Genomic DNA, 15,748 nt, shown 5'->3' with positions numbered 1-15,748 from the left:
TCAGTCTACGAAGGGATCGCGCACCAGGATAGTGTCATCGCGTTCGGGGCTGGTCGAAACCAGGGCGACCGGCGTCTCGATGAGTTCCTGCACGCGCTGGATGTACTTGATCGCATTCGCCGGAAGGTCGGCCCAGCTGCGCGCACCGGCGGTCGATTCCTGCCAGCCGTCCATTTCCTCGTAGATCGGCTCGACTTCGGCCTGATCCGCCGCGTGGCTCGGGAAATAGTCGTAGACGTTGTTGCGCAGGCGATAACCGGTGCAGATTTTCACCTTCTCCAGCCCGTCGAGCACGTCGACCTTGGTTAGCGCGATGCCGGTCACGCCGCTGATCGCGCAGCTCTGGCGGACGAGGACCGCGTCGAACCAGCCGCAACGACGCTGGCGACCGGTAACGGTGCCGAATTCATGCCCGCGCTCGCCGAGGCGCTGGCCGATCTCGTCGTCGAGTTCGGTCGGGAACGGGCCCGAGCCGACGCGCGTGGTGTAGGCCTTCACGATGCCAAGCACGAAGCCGGTCGAATTGGGGCCGAGACCGCTGCCGCTCGCCGCAGTGCCGCTCACGGTGTTGGAGCTGGTGACGAAGGGATAGGTGCCGTGATCGATATCGAGCAGCACGCCCTGCGCGCCTTCGAACAGGATCTTCGCGCCCGCCTTGCGCACCTTCTTGAGGCGCTTCCACACCGGCTGGGCGAACTTGAGCACGAAAGGCGCGATCTCGCGCAGGTCGTCGAGCAGACGCTCGCGGTCGACCGGCGGTTCGTTGAAACCGGCACGCAGCGCGTCGTGGTGCGCACACAGGCGGTCGAGCTGCGGCTCGAGGCTGTCGAGATGGGCAAGGTCGCACACGCGGATCGCACGGCGACCGACCTTGTCCTCGTAGGCCGGACCGATGCCGCGCCCCGTCGTCCCGATCTTGCCCGCACCCGCAGCCGTTTCACGCAGGCCGTCGAGGTCGCGGTGGATCGGCAGGATCAGGGGGCAATTGTCGGCAATCGCGAAATTGTCGTCGGTGATGGTGACGCCCTGGCTTTCGAGCTTCTCGATCTCGCTCTTGAGGTGCCACGGATCGAGCACGACGCCATTGCCGATGATCGAAAGCGTGCCGGTCACGATGCCCGAAGGCAGCAGGCTGAGCTTGTAGACATTGCCGTCGACGACCAGCGTATGGCCGGCATTGTGACCGCCCTGGAAGCGGACGACGGCGTCGGCGCGGCTTGCCAGCCAGTCGACGATCTTGCCCTTGCCTTCGTCGCCCCACTGGGCGCCGATCACGGTTACGTTGGCCATGCTTATACTCCTCCACCCTGCCAAGGTGGATCCGGAAACGCCCTTCGACAGGACTCGGCGAAACGGATGAAACGGCGGAGCACGTCGGGCTCCGAATGCGCCGCGCGGGTTAGAGCGCCAGCATGGGCCAAGTCAAGGCGCGTGACGCGGAACTGCGCAATGCTCCATTCGTAGTTCGGGCATGAGCGAAACGAAAAACTATCCCACCCTTCCCCTCAACGACGATCGCCAGATCCCGCAGCTCGGCTTCGGCACTTGGGAGATCGACCAGGACGACGCGGCCGAGGCCGTGCGCACGGCGATCGATGCCGGCTACTGGCTGATCGATACCGCCGCGATCTACCAGAACGAGCGCGGTGTCGGCGAAGGCATCGGCGACTGGTCCGACATCTTCCTGCAGACCAAGATCTGGAACGAGAGCCAGGGCTACGACCGCACGCTGAAAGCGGCTGACAAATGCCTCGAGCGGCTGGGCCGCGACCATGTCGACATGCTGCTGATCCACTGGCCGTGTCCCGAAAAGGGCCTTTACGTCGATACGTGGAAGGCACTCATCGAACTGCGCGACCAGGGCAAGGCGAAGTCGATCGGCGTTTCCAACTTCCGCGAGGAAGACCTGAAGCGCATCGTCGACGATACCGGCGTCGTGCCTGCGCTCAACCAGATCGAACTGCACCCCACGTTCCAGCAGCGCGAAATGCGCCGCGTGCATGACGAGATGGGCATCGTGACACAGAGCTGGTCGCCGCTCGGACAGGGCAATGCGATGGGCAGCGATGCGGTGAAGTCGATTGCCGAGGAAACCGGCCAGTCGCCCGCAGCAGTCGTGATCCGCTGGCATATCCAGCATGGCCTCAGCACACTGCCGCGCTCGACCAATCCCGATCACATTCGCGACAATTTCTCCGCCGTCGACTTCGAGCTGACCACCGAGCAGATGGCGAAAATCGACGCGCTGGACGATCCGGACGGACGCATCGGTCCCGAGCCGGGCAAGTTCAACAGCTAGAGAGCGACCGGCTCGCCGCCTTCGAGGCGGTGGGTGCAGCCGAGGGCCGCCGCGTCTTCGCTCCCGTCGAGCGAGGCGACGGTGCGCCATCCTTCGGCGCGCAGTTTCGCCGCAGCTCCTGCATCGTGGCCGAGCGGCAGGAAGACGGCCTTGCCGGCAGCCGGTTCGTCGAGCGCTTCCGCCATGCGGTCGCCATAGAGCGAGAAGCCGGTGGCGACCTCGTCCGTACCGCCGATGGCATAGGTTCCGCCGCGACCCAGCGCGCCGCGCACGCCGTCGGCATAAAGCGTAAAGCCGAACCAGCTCTGGTATTCGAACCCGTGCCGCTCGCTCGGGTCGAGCGTGACACGTGCGCGGTTGCCGATGCGCTCGGCGACAGTGCGCAGGCCCTCGATCCGCGTTGCGAGCGCGCCGCCTGCATCGATGTCGGCAAGGCGCGCGATCGCCTCGTCGAACGGACCTGCCGCGTAAAGCAGCGGAAGATAGGCTTCGCCGCCTGCCGCCTTGAGGCCGCCTGCATCCTTGGTGTCGAGCTCGCGACGAACCGCCTCGACCTGCGAGGGTTCGAGCGGGAGCGCCTTTGCCGACAGCGTGTCGACAAGGTCGGGCAGCGTGAAGTCGATCGAGATGTTCGTAACCCCAGCCGCCTCAAGCGCATCGAGCGCGACGCTTGCGACTTCAGCGGCAGCAGCGGCGCTATCGCTCCCAATAAGTTCGGCGCCCATTTGCAGGCGCTGGCGCGAAGGGTCGAGCTGGTCGGCGCGGATGATCGCAGTGTCGCCGGCGTAGCACAGGCGCAGCGGGCGCGGTGTATCGGCGAGGCTCGTCGCAGCAATCCGGCCGACTTGCGGAGTGAGGTCCGAGCGCAGCGCAAGCGTGCGCAGGCTCTGCGGGTCGACGAAGCGGAACATGCGCTGGGCGCGCACGCCTTCCATCCGGCCCGCAAGCGCCTTCTCGAACTCGACCAGCGGCGGACGCACCCGGTCGTATCCATGCGAATCGAACACACCGAGGGCAGCGCGCATCGCATGGGTCAGCACCGCCGCTTCGCGCGGCAGCTTGTCTTCGAGGCCTTCAGGCAGGAGGTCGTCGGGTTTCGTCATGACGCGCGGCCCCCTGCCCTAAAAGGCATCAGAATTCCAGCGCCTTCACCACCTTCACGCCTTCCAGCGCGCAGGCATCCTTGATCACAGCATCGGGGATCGGCTGGTCGACGCTCAGCAGGAGGATCGCTTCGCTGCCCGCATCGCGGCGACCGAGGTTGAAGGTGCCAATGTTGATCCCGTGCTCGCCGAGCAGCGTACCGATGCGACCGATGAAGCCCGGTGCGTCCTCGTTGACGATGTAGAGCATGTGTCCGGCAAGTTCGGCCTCGATCCCGATGCCGAAGATCTCCACCAGGCGCGGATTGTCGTTGCCGAACAGCGTGCCGGCAACCGACCGGTCGCCCTGTTCGGTGCCGACGGTGACGCGGATCAGCGTGTTGTAGGCACCTTCGCGGTCGTGACGCACCGAACGCACGTCGAGACCGCGCTCCTTCGCCAGATAGGGCGCGTTGACCATGTTCACCGTGTCCGAATACTGCTTCATCAGACCGGCGAGCACGGCGCCTTCGATCGGCTTGCCATTAAGCTCGGCAGCATGGCCTTCGCGCTCGATGCTGATCTTGGTCAGATTGCCATGTGCCAGCTGGCCGACGAGCGAACCGAGCTTCTCGGCCAGACCCATGTAGGGCTTGAGCTTCGGCGCTTCCTCGGCGCTGAGGCTCGGCATGTTGAGCGCGTTGGTGACGCCGCCATTGACGAGGTAATCCGCCATCTGCTCGGCGACCTGCAGCGCGACATTGACCTGCGCTTCGGTAGTCGATGCGCCCAGGTGCGGGGTCGAGATGAAGTTGGGCGTGCCGAACAGCGGGCTGTCCTTGGCCGGTTCGGTCTCGAACACGTCGAGCGCGGCACCGGCGATATGCCCGCTTTCGAGCAGGTCCTTGAGTGCCGCCTCGTCGATCAGGCCGCCACGCGCGCAATTGACGATGCGCACGCCCTTCTTGGTTTTTTCCAGGTTCTCGCGGCTCAGGATATTGCGGGTCTGGTCGGTCAGCGGAGTGTGCAGCGTGATGAAGTCGGCGCGTGCGAGCAGGCCTTCGAGATCGACCTTCTCGATGCCGAGTTCGACCGCGCGATCTTCGGTCAGGAAAGGATCGTAGGCGACGACCTTCATCTTGAGGCCGAGCGCGCGGCTGGCAACGATCGAACCGATGTTGCCCGCGCCGATCAGGCCGAGCGTCTTGCCGGTCACTTCGACACCCATGTAATCGTTCTTCGGCCATTCGCCGGCTTGCGTGCGGCGATCCGCCGACGGGATTTGGCGGGCGACTGCCATGATCAGCGCGATGGCGTGCTCTGCAGTGGTGATCGAATTGCCGAACGGCGTGTTCATCACGACGACGCCCTTCCCGCTGGCATAGGGGATATCGACATTGTCGACACCGATGCCGGCACGGCCGATGACCTTCAGATTGGTCGCCGCGTCGAGGATTTCGGGCGTCACGGTGGTCGACGAACGGATGGCGAGGCCATCGTATTCGCCGATCACGGCCTTGAGTTCATCCGGCGTCATGCCGGGTTTCACATCGACCTCGCAGCCGCGCTCTTCGAAAATGCGCGCGGCATTCGGGTCCATCTTGTCGGAAATGAGGACTTTGGGTTTGCTCATGACAATATTCCAGTTTTGAAGTCGTCATCCCCGCAACGGCGGGGATCCAGAGCTATCGAGACCTATCGTTCGGCTGGATTCCCGCTTTCGCGGGAATGACGATGAAAAAAGCCTGGCAGCGCGTCAGCTGCCGCTCTTGACCTGTTCGTAGGCCCACTCGATCCACGGAAGGAGACGTTTCAGATCTTCCTGCTCGACCGTGCCGCCACACCAGATGCGCAGGGACGGCGGGGCATCGCGGTAGCCGTTGAAATCGTAGCCGATGCCGCGATCTTCGAGCATCTTGACGATCTTCTTGGGCACGCCCGCCTTGTCCTCGTCGGACAGGCTTTCATACCAGTCGCCCTGGAAGACGAAGCACACACCGGTGTTGGTGCGCTTGGCAGGGTCGGAGACCATGTTGCGCACATAGGGCGTCGATTCGATCCAGTCGGTGACGATCTTGGCATTCGCGTCGGCGCGTTCGAACATCGCCTTGCGGCCGCCCAGAGCCTGCGCCCATTCGAGCGCGGCGATATAGTCCTCGGTCGCCAGCATCGAGGGCGTGTTGATCGTCGCGCCTTCGAAAATGCTCGTGTTGATCTTGCCACCCTTCTTCAGGCGGAAGAGCTTGGGCAGCGGCCATTCGGGATCATATTCCTCGATGCGGGCAACGGCCTTGGGGCTGAGGATCAGCATGCCGTGCTGCGCTTCGGAACCCATGACCTTCTGCCAGCTGTAGGTCGTCGCATCGAGCTTCGCCCAGTCCATTTCCATCGCGAAGATGGCGCTGGTGGCGTCGTTGATGGTCACACCCTCGCGGCCCGGGGCGAGCCAGTCGGTGTTCGGGATCTTCGCGCCCGAAGTGGTGCCGTTCCAGGTGAAGACGACGTCGTTGTCCTGCGGGATCGAGGCGAGGTCGGGGATTTCACCGTAATCGGCGTCGAGCGTGGTCAGCTTCGGCAGCTTGAGCTGCTTGACCGCGTCCTGGATCCAGACGTTGCCGAAGCTCTCCCATGCAGCGACCGTCGCGGGACGCGCGGGATCGAGCATGGTCCACATCGCGCATTCGAGCGCGCCGGTGTCGGAAGCCGGCATGATGCCGACGAGATAGTCTTCGGGAACGCCGAGCATCTCCTTCGACAGGTCGATCGCGTATTTCAGGCGCGCCTTGCCGGTCGCGGACCGGTGCGAGCGACCGAGCGATTCGGTTTGCAGCTTGTCGAAGGACCAGCCCGGGAACTTTGCCGTGGGACCGGACGAGAAAAAAGGGCGCTCGGGTTTGAGCGTCGGTTCGGTAGTCATGTATTCTCTCCTTGCAGAGAGCACGCGCGGCGTTGGGACCGCGTGGCCCGCTGGCGGCAGTAATGTTGCGTTGCAACGAGTCAAGCGCGCATTTGGTTGCATACGAAACCATGGAACTCGGCGAGACGTTGCGCAGATGCGCTCGCCGAGGCCCTCCCCCTCGCCAAGTGCCGAATTCCCGCCTATGGGCGCTTGCAATGCAGACCTCAGACCTTCGCATTGCGCTGTTCAGCGGCAACTACAATTACGTACGCGATGGTGCGAACCAGGCGCTCAACCGGCTGGCGGAATACCTCCTGCGGCAAGGCGCTGCGCTGCGTGTCTATGCCCCGACGGTAGAGGAACCGGCGTTCGAGCCGACCGGCGATCTCGTCAGCGTGCCGAGCGTCGCCATCCCGGGCCGCGCCGAATATCGCGTCCCGCTCGGCCTGTCGAAGTCGAACCGCGCCGACCTCGAAGCCTTCAAGCCCAACGTCGTCCACACCTCCTCGCCCGACCCGACCGGGCACGCGGCGGTGCGCTTTGCGCGGTCGCACGACATCCCTGTCCTCGCTTCGGTTCACACGCGCTTCGAGACGTATCCGCGCTACTACGGCCTCGGCTTCACCGAGCCGTGGCTCGAGGCGATCATGCGCCGTTATTACAACCGCTGCGACGCGCTGGTCGCACCTTCGCAGAGCATGGTCGACACGCTGCTCGAACAGGGCATGCACGAGGATATCTCGATCTGGTCGCGCGGCGTCGATCGCTCAGTCTTCGCCTCGGAAAAGCGCGACCTCGCCTGGCGCCGTGAGAACGGGATCGAGGACGACGACGTCGCCATCGTCTTCCTCGGCCGGCTGGTCATGGAAAAGGGCCTCGACATCTTTTCCGAAACGATCGTCGACTTGCGCAAGCAGCAGGTTCCGCACAAGGTTCTCGTCATCGGCGACGGTCCGGCGCGAAGCTGGTTTGAAAAGGCACTGCCGGGCGGCACTTTCGTCGGCTTCCAGACCGGCGCCGACCTCGGCCGGGCGCTGGCGAGCGGCGACATCTTCTTCAACCCGTCGATCACCGAGACCTTCGGCAATGTCACGCTGGAAGCGATGGCTTGCGGGCTACCCGTAGTGGCAGCCGGTGCGACCGGCTCCTCCAGCCTCGTCGAAGACCGGGTGAACGGGCGGCTCGTGCCGCCGGGTTCGGCCAAGGCCTTCGCCGACGCCATCGCGCCCTACTGCACGGACGACGCGCTGCGCGAAAAGCACGGCGCGGCAGGCGAAGCGAAGAGCAAGAATTACGACTGGGACGCTATCAACCAGGCGGTTGCGGACACCTACCTCCGCCTGGTCGAAGCAAAGCGCGGCTAGATTAGCGCAGCACGCCTTCGCGGCGCATCTTCATCGCATACCACAGCAGGAAGAGCGTGATCACCCAGATCGCGATGGCGATGCCCCAGCCCGACATGTCTGCCGGAAGCTCGGTCAGCACGCGCTGGTAGACGGTCGTCCCGACCAGCCCGACGATCGAGATCATCAGCGACACGACCGCCCAGCGCGAACGCAGCAGCAGCAGTGCCGAGCCGAAAAAGGCACCCCATACGCCGAGCGCCCACAGCGCGTCGGCCCAGGCCGGGAAGCCGGTGACGTAATCGATCGCTTCGCTCGACATGCCGAAGCCTTCGAGATTGCCGGTCTGGGTACTGATGTAGCTCCAGATGCCGACCCCGTTCCACAGCAGCGTCATTATGCCGACGGCCCACAGGTGCCATGGCGCTTTCGTAGCGGTGTTCATGATATCCCCTCCCTCAAGGTGCGACCCTCGAACGGGCAGGGTTTTGCGCCTTTACCAAGCCATTGGCAATCCTGCCCGACGCCTCCTAGATAGCTGGCAATGGCCGACCTTTTCGGAAACGATCCCGCACAGCAAGAAGCAGCCGACGAGCCGCGCGAGGATGCGCCGCTCGCCGACCGGTTGCGCCCCCGCTCGCTCGAAGAGGTCATCGGACAGGATCACCTGACCGGGCCCGAGGGCGCGATCGGGCGCATGGTCGCCGCCGGCCGCCTGTCGAGCATGATCCTGTGGGGTCCGCCCGGTACCGGCAAGACCAGCATCGCGCGCCTGCTCGCGGCCGCCGTCGGAATGCGGTTCGAAAGCGTCAGCGCCGTCTTTTCCGGCGTGGCCGACCTCAAAAAGGCCTTCGCCGCTGCCGACACTGCCGCCAAGGCGGGGCAGCGCACGCTGCTCTTCGTGGACGAGATTCACCGCTTCAACCGTGCCCAGCAGGACGGCTTCCTGCCCTTCGTCGAGCGCGGAACCGTGACGCTGGTCGGCGCGACGACCGAGAACCCGAGCTTCGAGCTCAACGCGGCATTGCTGAGCCGCGCGCAGGTGCTGATCCTGCACCGGCTCGATGCCGACGCGCTCGGCAAGCTGCTCGACCGGGCGGAGGAGCTCGAAGGGCCCCTCCCCCTGACCGCGGAAGCGCGCGCCGCGCTCATCGCGAGTGCCGATGGCGATGGCCGCTTCCTGCTCAACCAGGCCGAAACGCTCTACAACGCGAAGATCGGGGAGCCGCTCGATCCCGCCGCTCTCGGCAGCTTCCTCCAGCGCCGCGTGGCGGTGTACGACAAGGACCGCGAGGGGCATTACAACCTCATCAGCGCGCTGCACAAAAGCTTGCGCGGCTCGGATGCGCAAGCGGCGCTCTATTATCTCGCGCGCATGCTGACGGCGGGCGAGGAACCGCTCTACGTGCTGCGGCGGCTGGTCCGCTTCGCGAGCGAGGATATCGGCCTTGCCGACCCGCAGGCGCTCACCCAGTGCCTCGCGGCAAAGGACGCCTACGAATTTCTCGGCAGCCCGGAGGGCGAACTCGCGATCGTGCAGGCGTGCCTCTATTGCGCCACCGCGCCCAAGTCGAACGCCGCCTACAAGGCGCAGAAAGCCGCATGGAGGAGCGCGAAGGAAACCGGCAGCCTGATGCCGCCGCAGAACATCCTCAACGCACCGACCAAGCTGATGAAGGATATCGGCTACGGCAAGGGCTACGCCTACGACCACGATGCCGACGGCGGGTTCTCAGGCGCCAACTACTGGCCCGAGGAGATGGACCCGCAGACCTACTACACCCCGGTCGAACGCGGGTTCGAGCGCAAGGTGCGCGAACGCATCGCCTATTGGGAGAAGCTGCGCAGCGAACGCGGCCATGCGTGATTTCGAGCATTTCGTCGCGATCGACTGGTCGGGCGCCAAGGGCCCTCGGCAGAAGGGGATCGCGGTCGCGATTGCAGTCGCTGACGGTGGAGCGCCGGTCCTGGTGGATCGCAACGCAAGCTGGTCGCGCGAAGAAGTTCTGCACCTCCTGCGTGACGAGCTTCCGGCGAACACGCTGGTCGGCATGGACCTCGGCATATCGCTGCCCTTCGCCGATTGCGGGGCGTTCTTTCCAGGCCATCCCGACAGCCCGAGCGATGCGCGTGCATTGTGGCGCATGATCGACGAATTGTGCGAGGGCGATCCCAATCTCGAGGCGAGCAGCTTCGTCGACCACCCGCAGCTTTCCCCGTTCTATCGCCGCCACGGCAACCGCGAGGGCGAGCACTTCCGCTGCGACGGCGCCGGGCATGGCCGCGGGCGTTTCCGCGTGACCGAACACGCGCAGGCGGCGATGGGGTGCAAGCCTTATTCGAACTTCAATCTCGTCGGCGCAGCGCAGGTCGGCAAGTCGAGCCTGACCGGGATGCGGCTTCTGCATCGTCTGGACGGGCGCGTGCCGGTCTGGCCGGTCGATCCGCTACCGGATCAAGGATCGGTCATCGTCGAGATCTACACATCGCTCGCTGCCCTTGAAGCGGAGCGGTCCGCCTCGCGCAGCAAACTTCGCAGCTTCGAGGATCTGAACACCGCCCTCGCCACCCTCGGCTCGCCTGCAGTCGCAGGGAGCGGCGCGCTCGACGACCATTCCTCCGACGCGCTGCTGACGGCAGCATGGCTGCGCAAGGTCCACCGCGATCCTGCGCGCTGGAACCCCGCCGGTCTCACCGAGGACATCGCGCGCACAGAAGGCTGGACATTCGGCGCGTTATGAGGCTAGCGGGCGCCGCTCGACAGTGATGTGCCGGCTTAGCTCAGTTGGTAGAGCAGTTGATTTGTAATCATCAGGTCAGGGGTTCGACTCCTCTAGCCGGCACCATCGCTGAGAGATCTCTCCGACGTTTCTGTGATAGCGGCAAAGCTCTCCCCGGGGCGCCTGTCGCGCGGCGGATAAATCCCCTCAAATACGAATGTCTTCCCGAGTATCCACGTCGAACAGCACACCCGGATTTTCCGGTTCGATGACCGCGAAATCCTGCAGGTCGAGACTTCGAGCCCCCCGATCGCCTTTCAGTGCAATTAGCTTTTCGAAGGATTCAGGCCCGAATGCCGCCGGACATCCGGGCTTTCCATCCTTCTGGCGCGTGAAGCTCGTGCCCGTACCGGACGCGACCCTGCGCAAATGCTCGGCAGTCACCATGGGCATGTCGGCTAGGCCGATCACGACACGGTGATGATGGCTCGCCGCACGAACCCCGGCAGCGATCGACCGTCCCATCCCTTGCGCGGCGTCCAAGCTGACGACTTCCTGCCATCCTGCAGGAGCTTCGAGAGACGAGTGGGGGCCGACGACGAAGTACCGCTCGACAAAGCCCGCCTCCTCTGCCGCATCGACAGCCCATTGCCACAGCGGCCTGCCCTTGAACGGAGCGACCAGCTTGTCGCCTCCGAAACGCTCGCTGCGACCGGCTGCCAGCAGGACGAAGGCAATTCCTTCCTCAATCACCGGACCGCAGAAGCTCATATTCCGCGACTATCTGCGCGAGGGCCGAAAGGGCCATGGTCGCCGGCGTCTTGCATGTCGGGATAAGCCCGACCGGGCTGCGGATGCGGGATATCTGCTCTTCGGGAATGCCGCGGCCAGCCAGTCCGAGCGACCGCGTAATCCGCGCGTTCTCCCCGCCCTGTGCGCCGATGAAGAACACTTCGCTCGCCAGCACTTGCTCCAGCAGGGCCATTTCCCATTCGTGATCGTGGAACAGGAAAAGCGCTGCGGTCCATCGGTCCAGTCGGCAATCGGATGCAGGCCTGCCGAGCGACAACGCCGACTTGTCGAAAGCTGCGATTTCCAGGCGCATCGTGCGCGCCAGTTCTACCAAAGCGTCAAGCTCCGGCCCCTCGCCGAAAACCGCAAGTCTAAGCGAAGGCAGGTATTTCCGCTTCATGAGCAACGGATTGCGCGGCAGGATTACTTCAGCCGGCGAACGTGCAGCCAGTGCGGCAATCGCCCGGCGGCACCCGGCCCGGTCAGGGGAGGGATCGAGCAGTATGTCGAGCCCGCCACCGCAAGGCAGGCGGAAGTCGATCTTTCCCGATCCCGCGCCGTAGCGGATCACGCGCGGTTCGCTGACATCCCTCATGTCCGATGCCAGCTGCGATTCAAGGCACCCATCGGCGAGGCTCCCGACGGTGGTCCCATCGCCTCTCACCGCCAGTTGCGCCCCCAGCCGCCGCGAGAAGCTGCCTTCGATGCCGACGATGGTGCACAGGCCGACGCCGGGCTCGCAGGCGGCGGCGAGTGCCCGGTGATCGTCGTCCCGGACCTCGCTCACCGGTGCGTGACGCAACATCATTCCGGCATCGCGGCAAGGACGCGGTCGGGCGTCATGGGATAGTCGAACAGGCGCGCGCCGCATGCGTTGTAGATGGCGTTGGCGATTGCCGCTGCGCCGCCGCACATGCCGAGCTCGCCGATACCCTTGGCCTGGATGGGGCTCGCTGCAGGATCGCGTTCCTCGACCAGCACCACTTCCAGGTCGGGCACGTCGCGGTGCACGGGAACATGGTATTCGGCGAGGTCGCAATTGACGAGGTGCCCGTCACGCGGATCGAATTCCAGCGCCTCGGTCAGCGCCACGCCGATGCTCCAGGTGATACCGCCGAGACATTGCGAGCGCGCCGTCTTGTAGTTGAGGACCCGGCCGAAGCCGAACGCGCCGAGCATCCGGTCGACCCTCGTCTCCCCGGTGAAGCGATTGACGCGAACCTGCGCGAAGAACGCCCCGAAGCCCGATGCGGTATAGTCGTCTTCGATATCGCCGGGTTCGTAATGCCCTTCCCGTGCGATGTCTTTTCCATCGAGCAGGTCGACCAGTGTCTCGCCCGAAGCAGCCTTGCCGTTCGCGAGATCGAGCTCGGTTTCGTCCACCCCCAGCTTGCCTGCGATTTCTTCGCGAATCGCCTGGCAAGCGACATACACTGCCGAACTGATGGAAGCAGCACCCCAGCTGCCGCCCGAGCCGGGGCCGCGCGGATAGCTTGTGTCACCCAGTTCGACGAGCACGCTGTCCGGCGCGCTGCCGAGCATTTCGCCCGCAAGCTGCGCCAGGATGGTATAGGTACCGGTTCCGATATCGGTCATGTCGGTTTCGACCAGCACCGTTCCGTCCGCCTTCAAGGTTACGGCGGCCTTCGCTTCCGCGATGTTGTGCACGCGCGCGGCGCTGGCCATCCCGGTACCGATCCACCATTCGCCGTCCCGGTTTTGCCTCGGTTTGCGCAGGCCGCTGTCCCAGCCGAACGCCTCCGCGCCCTGCTTCAGGCACTCTGCGAGCTTATGCGAGGAGAACGGCAGGCCTTCCTCCGGGTCCTGCTCCGGAATGTTTCGCAGGCGTAGTTCGACCGGATCGATACCCGCCTTTTCCGCCAGTACGTCCATCGCGCTTTCGAGTGCAGGCATCCCGACCGCTTCACCCGGAGCGCGAACCGAGCCGGCCGTCATGCGATTGATACGGGCCACTTCGAGCATGAGCTCGCGGTTCTCGCCGCCGTAAAGGAAGTGCGAGGATTGCAGGACCGGTTCGACGAAAGTTTCGCCCGGCAGGTTCGACGCGAGCGCATAATGGCCGAAGCCGGTGAGCTTGCCATTTTCGTCCGCTGCGAGCCGCAGGCGCTGGGTCGTCTCGGACCGGCGCATGATGCACTGGAAGACCTGCTGCCGGGAAAGGACGACCCTGACCGGTCGATCGAGCTTCTTCGCTGCGATTGCCGCCGCGACCACTTCTTCGCTGATGCCGAGCTTGGAACCGAACCCTCCGCCGACGAAGCGGGAGATCAGGCGAATGTCGTCCTCATCCATGTCCAGCGCATCGGCCAGTTCGCTGATGTTGTAGTTGAGCATCTGCAGCGACGCGTGGACCGTCAGCTTCTCGCCGTCCCACTGCGCGATTGCCGCGTGCGGTTCCATGGCTGCGGAGGCATGCCCCTTGGTCGTATAGGTGAGGTCGACCTGATGCGCCGCTTCGGTCATCGCATGGGCGAGATCACCTTGCCGGACCGTTTCGTCTTCCTGCTCTTCGGGTTCGACGTCCGACGGATCGAGAGGAGCGCCCTCTTCTTCCCGATATTCCACGGCGAGATGCTTTGCCGCATCGCGCGCCTGTTCGAACGTCTCGGCAACCACGAGGGCTATGGGCTGGCCCCAGTAGCAAACCGTCTTCGGCCCCTGCTTAGGGGCTTCATCGGCCGTACCTTGCGCAGCGCGGGTGGTGAGTGCGGGATCGTCGATGACTGCGATGACGCCCGGCATTTCGAGCAAGGCATCCTTGTCCAAGGCGACAACTTCACCGCGCGTGATGGTCGAGGTTACCAGCACGCCTTCGGCGCATCCCTCGATCGGATATTCGGCAGCATAGGGGGCCGTACCGGTAACCTTGGCCAAGCCTTCGACGCGCGGGATGCCCTTGCCGAGCACCCCCTGCTTCATGGCGTCGAGGCGGTTCGACCGGTCGGGCTCGTCCTGCTTCATGTGAACGGTCATGCCGCTTCCTCCGCTGCATGTACGAGGACGGCGTGGAGGGTCCGCCGGGCGAGCGGTATCTTGAAGTCGTTCTCGCCGAAGCCCCGCGCATCGGCGAGAAGTATGTCGGCGGCGGCATCGAACGCCTCGCGCGTCGGCGGCTGGCCGATAAGCGCTTCGCCGATACGCGGATCGTGCCACGGCTTGTGCGCCAAGCCGCCGAAGGCGAGGTCCGCCCGCGAAAAGAGGCCGTCCTCGATCTCGACGATGGCGGCGACCGAAACCAGGGCGAATGCATAGGACGATCGCTCGCGCACCTTGCGATAGATCTGGGTGCCTTTCACCGGTGGAGGCAGGGTGATGGCGGTGATGATCTCCCCGTCATCCAGCACGTTTTCGCGCCAGGGCGTGTCGCCCGGCAGGCAGTGAAAATCGCGCACAGGTACCGTCCGCTTCGCGCCATCGGCCGAGGCGATTTGGACCTGCGCATCGAGCGCGCTGAGCGCTACCGCCATGTCGCCTGGATAGGTCGCGATACACTGCTCGCTCGTGCCAAGGATGGCATGCAGTTTCGCGATACCGTCGATTGCGCCGCAGCCGCTTCCGGGCTCGCGCTTGTTGCAGGGCTGGTCGATATTGGTGAAGTAGAAGCACCGCGTGCGCTGGCACAAATTGCCGCCGTTCGTCGCCTTGTTGCGAAGCTGCTGGGTCGCGCCGGCAAGGATCGCACGCGACAGGACCGGGTAATCGGCCCGAACGCGCGGGTGCACGGCGGTTTCGGTATTCGTCGCCAGCGCGCCGAGCGAAAGGCCTCCATCGGCGGTGTTCTCGATCTCGCCGAAGCCGATGCGATTGATATCGGAAAGTCGCTCCGGCGTTTCGACTTGCAGCTTCATCAGGTCGAGGAGATTGGTCCCCCCGGCGATCGCCATCGCGTTCTCGTCCGAAACGATGCTCGCCGCTTCCTCGATGCTGCGCGCCTTGTCGTATGCGAAGGGCCTCATGCGCTTTTCTCCGCCACTTCGCGGATTGCAGCGACAATGTTGGCGTAGGCCCCGCAGCGGCAAAGGTTGCCGCTCATGCGTTCGCGTATCTCTTCGCCGGTGACTTTCATCGCGCCTTCGAGGTCTTCGCTCGCATCGCTGGGCCAGGCGTTGGCAAATTCCTGCAGCATCGCAGTGGCAGAACATATCTGGCCCGGAGTGCAGTAGCCGCACTGGAAGCCGTCATGCTCGTAGAAAGCTTTTTGCAGATCGGACGGTTGCTCGGGCGTTCCGAGACCTTCGATGGTCGTCACTTCGTCGCCGTCATGCATTACCGCCAGCGTCAGGCAGCTGTTGATGCGGATCCCGTTGACGATGACCGTGCAGGCTCCGCACTGGCCATGGTCGCAGCCCTTCTTGGTGCCGGTCAGGCCGAGATCGTGGCGTAGGAAATCGAGCAGGGTCGTGCGGGGCTCGTCGGGCAATTGATGCGATGTGCCGTTTACGGAGATGGTGTCGGACAAAGGCGCCTCCTCCGTTCCTGAACAACCAGCGGGCAAAAGGTATCCCCGTCGCTCGAAATTATGGGATTTCAAAGGCGCGGTCCAAGCTCGTCAGAACCGGTGCGCAGGCTGCCCGGTGCGGTACGGAGCCGAT

Annotated in this window: 14 protein-coding genes and 1 tRNA gene; 5 read left to right on the top strand and 10 right to left on the bottom strand. The window is 64.5% G+C overall.

What is annotated here, in order from left to right; translation table 11 throughout:
* Nucleotides 1-1,290, bottom strand: coding sequence for an adenylosuccinate synthase (locus EO245_RS06090; protein ID WP_128892091.1), 1,290 nt, complete (start codon nt 1,288-1,290; stop codon nt 1-3).
* Between the two features lie 181 nt (nt 1,291-1,471).
* On the opposite strand from EO245_RS06090, the gene EO245_RS06085 reads away from it, so the two are divergent.
* Entirely contained in the window at nt 1,472-2,299 is an 828-nt protein-coding gene (locus EO245_RS06085; RefSeq protein ID WP_128892090.1) for an aldo/keto reductase, read from the top strand.
* On the opposite strand, the gene EO245_RS06080 is transcribed toward EO245_RS06085, so the two are convergent.
* The 3 genes from EO245_RS06080 to EO245_RS06070 all read right to left on the bottom strand — a co-directional run bounded on the left by EO245_RS06080 (nt 2,296) and on the right by EO245_RS06070 (nt 6,298).
* Complete coding sequence (locus tag EO245_RS06080; protein ID WP_128892089.1) at nt 2,296-3,402, bottom strand: ATP phosphoribosyltransferase regulatory subunit; 1,107 nt, start codon at nt 3,400-3,402, stop codon at nt 2,296-2,298. The two genes, EO245_RS06085 and EO245_RS06080, sit on opposite strands and share 4 nt — an antisense overlap.
* A gap of 28 nt (nt 3,403-3,430) precedes the next feature.
* Nucleotides 3,431-5,014, bottom strand: a complete 1,584-nt coding sequence (serA, locus tag EO245_RS06075) for a phosphoglycerate dehydrogenase (RefSeq protein ID WP_128892088.1) — start codon at nt 5,012-5,014, stop codon at nt 3,431-3,433.
* Nucleotides 5,015-5,137: 123 nt separating this feature from the next.
* Complete coding sequence (locus EO245_RS06070; RefSeq protein ID WP_128892087.1) at nt 5,138-6,298, bottom strand: phosphoserine transaminase; 1,161 nt, start codon at nt 6,296-6,298, stop codon at nt 5,138-5,140.
* A gap of 197 nt (nt 6,299-6,495) precedes the next feature.
* On the opposite strand from EO245_RS06070, the gene EO245_RS06065 reads away from it, so the two are divergent.
* Entirely contained in the window at nt 6,496-7,644 is a 1,149-nt protein-coding gene (locus EO245_RS06065; RefSeq protein ID WP_128892086.1) for a glycosyltransferase family 1 protein, read from the top strand.
* Nucleotide 7,645: 1 nt separating this feature from the next.
* Here EO245_RS06065 and EO245_RS06060 read toward each other — a convergent pair whose 3' ends face one another.
* Entirely contained in the window at nt 7,646-8,068 is a 423-nt protein-coding gene (locus EO245_RS06060) for a hypothetical protein (RefSeq protein ID WP_128892085.1), read from the bottom strand.
* 99 nt (nt 8,069-8,167) lie between these two features.
* Between EO245_RS06060 and EO245_RS06055 the strand changes: the two genes are divergently transcribed.
* From EO245_RS06055 to EO245_RS06045, 3 genes are all read left to right on the top strand, one after another.
* Nucleotides 8,168-9,490: a replication-associated recombination protein A gene (locus tag EO245_RS06055; protein ID WP_128892084.1), complete on the top strand. Its 1,323-nt coding sequence runs from the start codon at nt 8,168-8,170 to the stop codon at nt 9,488-9,490.
* Nucleotides 9,483-10,364, top strand: a complete 882-nt coding sequence (locus tag EO245_RS06050) for a hypothetical protein (RefSeq protein ID WP_128892083.1) — start codon at nt 9,483-9,485, stop codon at nt 10,362-10,364. Before EO245_RS06055 ends, EO245_RS06050 begins: the two co-directional genes overlap by 8 nt.
* Before the next feature lie 29 nt (nt 10,365-10,393).
* Nucleotides 10,394-10,469, top strand: a tRNA-Thr gene (locus tag EO245_RS06045).
* A gap of 81 nt (nt 10,470-10,550) precedes the next feature.
* Here EO245_RS06045 and EO245_RS06040 read toward each other — a convergent pair.
* From EO245_RS06040 to EO245_RS06020, 5 genes are read right to left on the bottom strand one after another with little or no spacing between them, the layout of a single operon-like run.
* A complete protein-coding gene (locus EO245_RS06040; RefSeq protein WP_128892082.1) occupies nt 10,551-11,114 on the bottom strand; it encodes an NTP transferase domain-containing protein in 564 nt (187 codons plus the stop codon).
* On the bottom strand, nt 11,089-11,922 hold the full coding sequence (locus EO245_RS06035; protein ID WP_164931267.1) for an XdhC family protein: 834 nt from the start codon (nt 11,920-11,922) through the stop codon (nt 11,089-11,091). The genes EO245_RS06040 and EO245_RS06035 overlap by 26 nt, the downstream gene beginning before the upstream one ends.
* 17 nt (nt 11,923-11,939) lie before the next feature.
* The gene (locus EO245_RS06030; protein ID WP_128892080.1) at nt 11,940-14,129 is read right to left on the bottom strand and encodes a xanthine dehydrogenase family protein molybdopterin-binding subunit; all 2,190 of its coding nucleotides are present in this window, start codon (nt 14,127-14,129) and stop codon (nt 11,940-11,942) included.
* Nucleotides 14,126-15,112, bottom strand: coding sequence for a xanthine dehydrogenase family protein subunit M (locus EO245_RS06025; protein WP_128892079.1), 987 nt, complete (start codon nt 15,110-15,112; stop codon nt 14,126-14,128). The genes EO245_RS06030 and EO245_RS06025 overlap by 4 nt, the downstream gene beginning before the upstream one ends.
* Nucleotides 15,109-15,615: a 2Fe-2S iron-sulfur cluster-binding protein gene (locus EO245_RS06020; RefSeq protein WP_128892078.1), complete on the bottom strand. Its 507-nt coding sequence runs from the start codon at nt 15,613-15,615 to the stop codon at nt 15,109-15,111. The genes EO245_RS06025 and EO245_RS06020 overlap by 4 nt, the downstream gene beginning before the upstream one ends.
* Between the last annotated feature and the right edge of the window lie 133 nt (nt 15,616-15,748).

This window comes from Erythrobacter sp. HKB08 (assembly GCF_004114695.1).
Lineage (GTDB): Bacteria > Pseudomonadota > Alphaproteobacteria > Sphingomonadales > Sphingomonadaceae > Parerythrobacter_A.
The sequence above is the reverse complement of the archived record's forward strand: the minus strand, read 5'-3'. Positions and strand labels throughout refer to the sequence as shown.

Bases quoted from the DNA above. Each gene is read 5' to 3' on its own strand.
- EO245_RS06060 (WP_128892085.1), bottom strand. From the start codon at position 8,068: ATGAACACCGCTACGAAAGCGCCATGGCACCTGTGGGCCGTCGGCATA.
- EO245_RS06050 (WP_128892083.1), top strand. From the start codon at position 9,483: ATGCGTGATTTCGAGCATTTCGTCGCGATCGACTGGTCGGGCGCCAAG.
- EO245_RS06070 (WP_128892087.1), bottom strand. From the start codon at position 6,298: ATGACTACCGAACCGACGCTCAAACCCGAGCGCCCTTTTTTCTCGTCC.
- EO245_RS06030 (WP_128892080.1), bottom strand. From the start codon at position 14,129: ATGACCGTTCACATGAAGCAGGACGAGCCCGACCGGTCGAACCGCCTC.
- serA (WP_128892088.1), bottom strand. From the start codon at position 5,014: ATGAGCAAACCCAAAGTCCTCATTTCCGACAAGATGGACCCGAATGCC.
- EO245_RS06080 (WP_128892089.1), bottom strand. From the start codon at position 3,402: ATGACGAAACCCGACGACCTCCTGCCTGAAGGCCTCGAAGACAAGCTG.
- EO245_RS06040 (WP_128892082.1), bottom strand. From the start codon at position 11,114: ATGAGCTTCTGCGGTCCGGTGATTGAGGAAGGAATTGCCTTCGTCCTG.
- EO245_RS06055 (WP_128892084.1), top strand. From the start codon at position 8,168: ATGGCCGACCTTTTCGGAAACGATCCCGCACAGCAAGAAGCAGCCGAC.
- EO245_RS06085 (WP_128892090.1), top strand. From the start codon at position 1,472: ATGAGCGAAACGAAAAACTATCCCACCCTTCCCCTCAACGACGATCGC.
- EO245_RS06025 (WP_128892079.1), bottom strand. From the start codon at position 15,112: ATGAGGCCCTTCGCATACGACAAGGCGCGCAGCATCGAGGAAGCGGCG.
- EO245_RS06090 (WP_128892091.1), bottom strand. From the start codon at position 1,290: ATGGCCAACGTAACCGTGATCGGCGCCCAGTGGGGCGACGAAGGCAAG.
- EO245_RS06065 (WP_128892086.1), top strand. From the start codon at position 6,496: ATGCAGACCTCAGACCTTCGCATTGCGCTGTTCAGCGGCAACTACAAT.